We start from the raw sequence: 8,474 nt of genomic DNA, 5'->3' as shown, positions 1-8,474 counted from the left end.
AAATCACTGCAACCATTATGCAATGAATTGCAAATGTCAACACAATTTATGCAATATTTTTAATCTGGAAGTATTAATACCGGTGTACCAATCTGAATATACTGTTCTAATTCAATTATATCATCATTATACATACGTATACATCCACTTGATGCCAGCTGTCCAATTGAATCCGGATCATTATTGCCATGAATTGCAATACCACTACCAATGGATGGCACTTTACCTTTAATTTGTGGCAACACACCATTCTTTTTAGCTTCTTCATACCGCATTATATCATGCTTATTTGGATATGATATGGCATAAAATCGTGGTCCGTAAGCGTTATCGCCTAAATCAACATCCGGATGGCCAAACTTATAGTGGCCATCCTTTGCCCTGAAATACACTTTATTCATTTCTAAAAGTTTTTTATAAGTATTTGATTTTTTTGGAGCATCCATGCTTAAAATTTCTGTAATATGATAAAGCCCTTCAGGCGTACGGTTATCGTTTGCATACAACTTTGGCTTTTTATCGGGATTTAGTCCATAGCCAATGCGGTATTTTGCAACAATACCATCCCGGTTGACAACAAATAACATGAAATTCTTTTTGCTGACAACCAGCACATAATTGCCCTTATATTTTTTTAAAATCTCCTGCCCTTTTTTTTGATAGTATCCAAATTCACTGCAGGAAATAAGGAATACTAATAATATATTGATTACAGGTTTCAGCATATGCATAACAAAAATACTCCCTCTAATCTAAAGATTGCCACGCTTCGCTCGCAATGACAGATTGTATTACCGTCATTGCAATGAGTCTCATCGTGACGACGTAACAATCGCTACAGCATCATAAGATTGCCGCGCTTCGCTCGCAATAACATTTTGCCTTATGTCATTGCGAGGAACGAAGTGACGTGGCAATCCCGTCATTGCGAGGAGTCCCATCGGCGCAACAAAGCAATCTCAACTTTATCATGAGATTGCCACGCTTCGCTCGCAATGCCATGCTATTCTCATTGCCATAAACATCACCGTGCTGCAGGTGATTTCTGTAAGCGCAATGCTGCAAGCTCTTTGAGTACTTCACTGGTAATATCATACCCGTCTTTTGCATATACAACAGTGTCACCGCCACCAAGGACTATTGTGTACCCATTACGTTTTGCTACAGTTGCTATGGCCTGCTGAATATCTGTTAAAAAAACTTTTTTCTGCTTATCCATCTCGTCTGCAATAGATTGAAGCTTTACTACAAGCTCTTTCCTTTCAGTATCATTTACTGATGGGGTATCAAGCTGCATTTTCAACTCATTATATTGCTTTTGCAAAATAAGAGCATCCGGTGATGTCTGAATCATGTAATTATATAACATGGGTAACTGAACATACCTGATTGCAAGGCTGTCATCTCTATCAACTGTCTGGCATGATACTATTAGTAAACTCAGTATAAATATAACTAAACGTTTCATTATCAAAATCGCATATCCCCAATACCAAACTGGAACTGGAAACCACTCAATGGTTTAAAATAGCCATCATCTCTGCCAACCCATGCTAATTTTCGTCCAAACCAGAATCGTAGTGGCATCATAGGTATCTGAATCTTAAATCCAAATCCATAAGAATATTTGAAATAAGACATGTAGTCAATCTTATTTATATCCCGTATGTCATAAAGCAAGCCATTGGCTTTGTCTTCATTGATGATGTCCCTGGTTGATTGCTCTAAACTCTTTTCCCAGAAACTATCGGTCCACACCGAACCTGCATCAAAGAAGAATACAAACCATAAAAACGTTGGATGGATGGGTATTCTAAATTCAGCACCATACAGGATACGGTGGAATAAACCATAGCGCCAGGAATCGGGAAAGTCAAAATCCAGGATTTCCCATCCGCGCAATGTCTCAGGACCGCCAATGTAAAGCCGGTCTTCAGATTCAAGCCATGGATTTTTATCAGGATCCTGTACATCGTACATCTTATTTTTAAACCATGGTGGAGTTATAAATGTACCGTTAAAACGCAGCTCAATGACGCACGGATGTGTTTTCAGGAAAGGCAAATGAAATGGTGAAAAATACCAGTACAGATCAGGGGAATACTGCACCCAGTGGTCATCACCACGAATTATATAGCCACCTGTAAAGGATGCAGAAAACTCAGCCCTCCAGCCACGGGTTGGATTCAGATAGTTATCTTTTGAGTCACGGTATGCATACAGGGTTAGTTTACGCTTTTCCTGTAACCCTTGAGCCTGTTCCAGAAAAACAGTATCGGTGCTGTTTCCGGATGCATTAATAACTTCCTTCATGGCATGGTACCACACAGAGCCAATGCCATAGTAGTACCAGAACCTGTAATTTAAGCCTATTGAATAACCATATTGCTGCGTTTGATGTGATGCTTTTTGATTTGAATTGGTAAATATTGAACTCTGTTCGATAGTTGATAGCATATAGAAAACAGACAGGTTAAGCCCAATGGGCTTATCAAAAAGCCATGGTTCATTGAAACCAAGCGTAATAGAATTTCGCAGTGGGCCATACTCAAAGCGAAGTGAAATACGCTGACCATTGCCCATAAAGTTATTTTCCGCAACATCAGCAAATATGGAAAAACCCGTCATGGAACCCCAGCCACCACCAAGTGAAATAGTACCTGATGGCTGTTCCACAACATCTACAATGAGGTTCATATACCCTTCTTTTGATCCAGGCCGTACATCAAAGTTAACTTCTTTGAAGAACCCTAAATTGTATACACGCTCGCGCGAAAGCTGCATCTTGTACGAGTTGAAAAGCTCACCTTCGTACACAACCAATTCACGGCGGATAACCTTATCCTTGGTTTTTTGATTTCCTTTGATAATGATATTTTCTATATATGCCTGCGAGCCTTCTTTAATATGGAAATGGGTAAAGACAAATTTTCGTTTTTCTTTTTTCCCATTAACATCCACTTCTTTTTCAGTTATTTTGCGTTCCGGGATTATCCGCGCAAAGATATACCCTTTTGTTGCATAGGTAAAACTTATCATCTGGCGATCTTTTTGATACAGGGTATCATTAAATGGATCACCTATTTTAGTTTGTTCAAATTGCGCTGTAATTTCTTCAGTGGAAAATACCTCGTTACCTGATACTTCATACCCATCAAAATAATAACGCTCGCCTTCGCGCAATTTTATTGTTATGTATATGCCACGCTTTTCCTGTGTTTCTGGATCTAACCATCGGTAATCCACAGTATCTTCAACAATATCAGCATCTAAATATCCCAATTCACGGTAATACGCCAGTATTTTTGCTTTATCGTCCTCATAGGTGGCCTTATTGAATTTTGCATCAGCAAAGAGGCCTTCCTCTTCAGTTTGCAATAAACCTTTTAATGTGCTTAAGGGAACAATTGTATTGCCAACTATAGCTATTTTCTGTACTTTAATATCTTCCCCTTCATCCACAATAAATATGACATTGACTGCATTCTTTTCATCTTTTTCCTCTTCAACTTTGTACTTCACAATTGCATTGAAAAGGCCTTCTGTTTCATATTTATTGCGGATTTTACTAAGTGCCATTTCAACCTTATCTTTGCGATATACATCACCTTCTTTAATTGGCAACTCCTCTTTCAGGGTTGTTTCGCTTACTTCCTCTACTCCTTTGAATATAATTTTATTCACGATTGGTCGTTCAGTGCATACAAAACGCACAGCAACACCATCCTGATATTCTTCGGTTTCAACAATGATATTTTCAAACTTTCCGGTTTTAAAGATTTTCTTTATATCCTCACGTATTTCCACTGCTCTCAGGGGATAACCAACTTCAGTGGTCATAACATCTAACAGGTCTTCTTCATCAACATCTAAAAGCCCGGTAAACTCTATCTTTTTAACTATCTTTCCTTCATATTTTGAGGGCTGTCCAAAACCACCGTTCAATAGTGCTATTATAACAATTACTGTAACAAAAATCCCTGCTTTCTTCATCCTGTCCAATTCCTTTATCCTATTTTAACCACAGCATTTACCATTCACGGTATTGTTTGCTATATTTCATTTGCAGTTTTCATTTAGGTTTAACTGTTGCCAGTGTAAATCGTGGGATACCTGCCTGATTGAGCAGATCCATCACGGTAATGATTGTTTCATAATTTGCGTCCCTGTCACCGCGGATAATAACCACTTTGTCTTTAACTAATTCCTTTCTTTTCCTGAATTCCTGCAACAAATCCCCTAAAGGATATTTTACATCATTAACAAAAACCTCATTTTTTTCATTTATACTGATAACCATATTGGCATGCTGCATTTGCCCCGACTGAACTGCCTTGGGCAGGTGTACGGTAATGGACGATAGTGACCCAAAACTTGATGTCACCATAAAAAAAGCTACCAGCAAAAATGTCATGTCAACAAGCGACGTTATATCAATTAAGGATCTATACCCTAATTTACTTTTTACTTTTATTGTAGTTTTCAACCCTTGATCCATATGTGCTTCAATGCATGCCTTTTTATTATAGCAGTACTATTACTACTGTTTCTGTTCTATTGAACATAATGGAAAATCCAGCAGTGTATTTGCTACATATTCAAGATCTTTATTAAACCTTTCCACACGGCTTACCAGATAATTATAGAAAATCCATGACGGTATTGCTACAAGCAAACCCAATGCTGTTGTGATAAGCGCTTCGGCAATGCCATACGCCAGCAAATCCTGTGCCACACTGCCCACCTTTGATAAGGCACTGAATGATTTCATCATACCGGTCACAGTTCCCAAAAGCCCAAACATTGGCGCTATGGTAGCGATAGTTGCTATAATGCCTATATGCTTCTCAATAGCTTTTTGTGCAGCATATACCTGTTCGGCAATAAGGCCTTCGCGTTCCTTTTTGGTACTGGCAAAGGTTATGGCATTGTGGATGAGCTCGCTTATGGGACCTGGCACCCTTTTGCACAACAGTAACGCCTGCTGGATATTGTTTGCACTGCATTCTTTATGAACACTGCTAACCAGCAGTGCATAATCGGCATTAATTCTCCGGTAAAAAATTATCCTTTCAACGATAGCTGCAACAGCTATCACCGAACAGAGCAAAATTGGTAAAAGCATTACCCATGTTGGCACGGCATCAAATACGCCAATTAATGTACCACTGTGCATAGTGTTTTATCCTGTGATTTTATGTTATGAACTATCGCCTATAATAATATCCGTATGCCAAACAATCCCTTGATACCAGATTCCGGATAATTTTCGCGAAGATAATAGCGATTGTTATATAAATTTTCCACTCTAAAATATGCAAAAAAGCCTTCAAGCATTTTTCGCTGTAAATCTAAATACCCAACCACCCGCGATTTGAGTTTGGTATCATCAACGGGCGAGGTATATACTGAACTTGCAATATCATGAGAAAGATTGATTTTCCACTTTGTCCCATTATAGGTTATTGCCATGGCAACTAAATGCTGTGGCCTGTAGGTTATATGTTCATCAGCATGATAATATGCATAGGTATACTGCGCATCAACATTGAGCACTTTGGGAACAATATTCAGCACTAGCATTACGCTATTAGTAAAAACCCATGACTCAATACCCACAGCGGTTAACACATCGCCTGGAACAGTTACATAATTATAAAAGTTGTTATTGTGTTCAGTCTGCGATACCACCTGCATTGTTATTAAGCTATTCATTTTATAATCAATCTTTGCATGGACTTTGTGAACATGAGCCGGTTCAAGATTGTATATTGGCGCAATAAACTTTTGCTGCAAATATAATTCTTCAGGCTTGAACGGCTGCATGAAGTAACTGTACTGTAATATGAAGCTAGAATTACTGAAACCTTTATAACTTGCTCCAATAATTGGCCCCAGCAACCAGTGATCATCCCTGTTAAAATCTGCATTGAGGCCAATAGTTACTCCCACATCCTTTGTTATATTAAAGTCATCAACTATCTCATTGTTACAAAAAAAATCATTTTCATATTCTTCATATTTATAGCCATACACCGTTGATGAATACTTAAAGCGGTTGGATGCCGACCATATATATTCACCCCCAATTTGGCCATGTCCCTGATACACGCGGCTTGTTTCACCTTGCGTTGTTGTTCCAATCAGCCTGTGGTAATACTGTGCACCACCTATGCCATAATACATTTCAAACGAGGGGCTGTACTTTACTATATTTTTCCAGTCAAGGATAACGTTATCCTTTTCTTCACGGCTATACACGGGATTTTCAGCCATTCCGTATGAATCATTATGCACGCTTATATCAAAAATTGATTTCCAGGTTTCTGAGGCAGTGACATTGCCGGTAAATCCAATGCGGTTTTGGTAATAGCTTGTGTTTTTATAGATGTCATCTTTATATCCATAGTCATTGGATTTTTTTAAATATGTTCGCAGGAGATATACAAAGCCTTCCTGCTCCTGTGAAAGGTTAACCGTTGACAGCATATCGTTGTATTGCCCATATACCACCTGCATATCTATATTCATGTTGCGATAGTTCTGGGCATCAGTGCTTTGAGCATTACTATCCTGGGCAAAAACTGGTTGCATCAGAAAAAAGAAAAGAGCTATTGATAGATATAATTTTTTTGTAGTTATGTGATACCCCATACAACCCCATTGTGTTTATACATAGAAATATAGTTTTATATACTTGTGATGAAGGTTGATTATTTCTATGATGCGGTTTTAAGTCAATACAATTTAAGGAAATATGACAAAGGGGCTATAGCACTATGTAGCATAGCTTCATCATACGCCACCATTGTTCTCCACCCCAATTCAGCTTGCGTCAGTGTAGTATCAACGTCATTGTCCCTGCCTATCACCGCTACTGCCAATCGAGTTAACGGCGAGCGAATATGCAAAGGATTGCAAAATACATATACCAGCAATACTTTCTGTATTGGTCAAATCACCGTATGCAATTTCTACTCCTGCTTGTGAAAGGTTTTTACATTCTTCACCCGGCAATACCAGTGCACGTACTGAATACCCCTGTGACAGTAGTTTATGTACCAGAACTGAGCCTATAAAACCAGTTGCGCCAGTTATCAGGATTTTCATTATCCCCCCCCCTTGTATATTAAAATTTTGCCGGTACCAGTTTCATTGAATAGGTAGCTTTTTCCCCTTGCATACTGAAATATTCATGAGCCAGCCATGCATCCACCATATCCGTATTGTGCTTACTCATGAAGTGTTCATTTTCACCTGTAATGAGCATCATGTACCCTGAAGGATGAGGATTAAACATTACAATGATACGCGGTGCAGATGCTAAATCCGCAATAAATGGTGGTACTACTTCCAGGAATTTTGCACGACAGTTTGTTTCACCATCGCCTTCAAACGGAAACGGCCCGTAATTGACCAGTGGCCTGAACAGTGATGATTTCCCCAGCACATGGTCAAATTTAATTTTATGAATCTGCCCCCACTGCCACTTTTCAATCTTTTTTGTGCCATAAATATCTTCAAGCAAAATGCATGTTTCCGTAAATGCCCTGGTGGCAATATCACCAATTGTTTCCTTTTGTTGAGTACTGGTATCATCAAAGAAAACACTGCCCGTCTTTACCATTTCAAAAAAGCGTTCCATACTGATATAACGCTCACTGACATATTCAGTAGCAACTTCATCACCAAGTTCATCTACCAGTGTCTGGTAGGCAAACCGTACATAAAATGTATTGTAGATAGATGCTGCAACTGAATCCCTGCTGCTGTTACCATCCCATTGCATGAGCATATCGTATGCCCGCTTCATGTATTCTTCCAGTTTTTCACGGCTGACATACTTCTTTACTATGTTTTTTATTTTTCCTGCCAATACAGTGTGAGTATCTGTCTGTATGGTTTTCATATACTCAACATCCAGGTTCTTTTTTCCTCGTAACATGCGTGCAATATTTTCATACCGATATCCAGGCGCATAGGTTGCATTCAGGGCATAGGGATAATCCTTAACATTGAGATTGTTGGCAGTTGCAATATACCCACGCTGAGGATTTTTAATCATGGGATATTTATCATCTGGAATATTACCTTCCCAGTTACATATTACTTTTTCGCCATCCTGTATGATATTGCCCGTTCCTTTTTTACGCAACGGGAGAGAACCAATAACCCTGAAAGCAATGTTACCCTGATCATCAGCATAAGCAACATTCTGTGGAGATATCCGTATATGTTTTGCACCCTCCATAAATTCATCAAAGTTTTTAGCTGCATTCATCATAAAAAATCCCTGGAAATCTATTTCATCAAACCCTGTCCAGTCCAGGCTCACGTCAAACCCTAAATCTTTGAATACTTCAGTTAACACAGGCTTTCTACCAGCATAGTATATAATTTTTTCAATCGGTTTGCTGCCTTTTATCGCAAACACTTCCTTTTTCTTTCCCAGAGCATACCACTTTCCATTATAT

The 8,474-nt window shown here is 38.8% G+C and carries 8 protein-coding genes; all 8 read right to left on the bottom strand.

Annotated elements, in window-relative coordinates; genetic code table 11:
- Positions 1–59: 59 nt before the first annotated feature.
- Positions 60–731 (bottom strand): L,D-transpeptidase, encoded by a 672-nt coding sequence (locus AB1444_15680; protein MEW6528095.1) that lies wholly within the window; start codon positions 729–731, stop codon positions 60–62.
- Positions 732–1,024: 293 nt separating this feature from the next.
- The gene (locus tag AB1444_15675) at positions 1,025–1,468 is read right to left on the bottom strand and encodes an OmpH family outer membrane protein (protein MEW6528094.1); all 444 of its coding nucleotides are present in this window, start codon (positions 1,466–1,468) and stop codon (positions 1,025–1,027) included.
- A gap of 2 nt (positions 1,469–1,470) precedes the next feature.
- Positions 1,471–3,993 carry an outer membrane protein assembly factor BamA gene (bamA, locus tag AB1444_15670; GenBank protein ID MEW6528093.1) on the bottom strand — a complete coding sequence of 841 codons (2,523 nt, stop codon included), beginning with the start codon at positions 3,991–3,993 and terminating at the stop codon, positions 1,471–1,473.
- Positions 3,994–4,072: 79 nt separating this feature from the next.
- Positions 4,073–4,498, bottom strand: coding sequence for a biopolymer transporter ExbD (locus AB1444_15665; GenBank protein ID MEW6528092.1), 426 nt, complete (start codon positions 4,496–4,498; stop codon positions 4,073–4,075).
- A 42-nt stretch (positions 4,499–4,540) separates the two neighbouring features.
- The gene (locus AB1444_15660; protein MEW6528091.1) at positions 4,541–5,176 is read right to left on the bottom strand and encodes a MotA/TolQ/ExbB proton channel family protein; all 636 of its coding nucleotides are present in this window, start codon (positions 5,174–5,176) and stop codon (positions 4,541–4,543) included.
- Between the two features lie 38 nt (positions 5,177–5,214).
- Positions 5,215–6,654, bottom strand: a complete 1,440-nt coding sequence (locus AB1444_15655) for a hypothetical protein (GenBank protein ID MEW6528090.1) — start codon at positions 6,652–6,654, stop codon at positions 5,215–5,217.
- A 198-nt stretch (positions 6,655–6,852) separates the two neighbouring features.
- Positions 6,853–7,110: an NAD-dependent epimerase/dehydratase family protein gene (locus AB1444_15650; GenBank protein ID MEW6528089.1), complete on the bottom strand. Its 258-nt coding sequence runs from the start codon at positions 7,108–7,110 to the stop codon at positions 6,853–6,855.
- A 19-nt stretch (positions 7,111–7,129) separates the two neighbouring features.
- Positions 7,130–8,474: penicillin acylase family protein (locus tag AB1444_15645; GenBank protein MEW6528088.1), on the bottom strand; the 1,345-nt coding region annotated here is incomplete at its 5' end.

Source organism: Spirochaetota bacterium (assembly GCA_040756435.1).
In the GTDB taxonomy this organism is placed as follows: domain Bacteria; phylum Spirochaetota; class UBA4802; order UBA4802; family UB4802; genus UBA4802.
The sequence above is the reverse complement of the archived record's forward strand: the minus strand, read 5'-3'. Positions and strand labels throughout refer to the sequence as shown.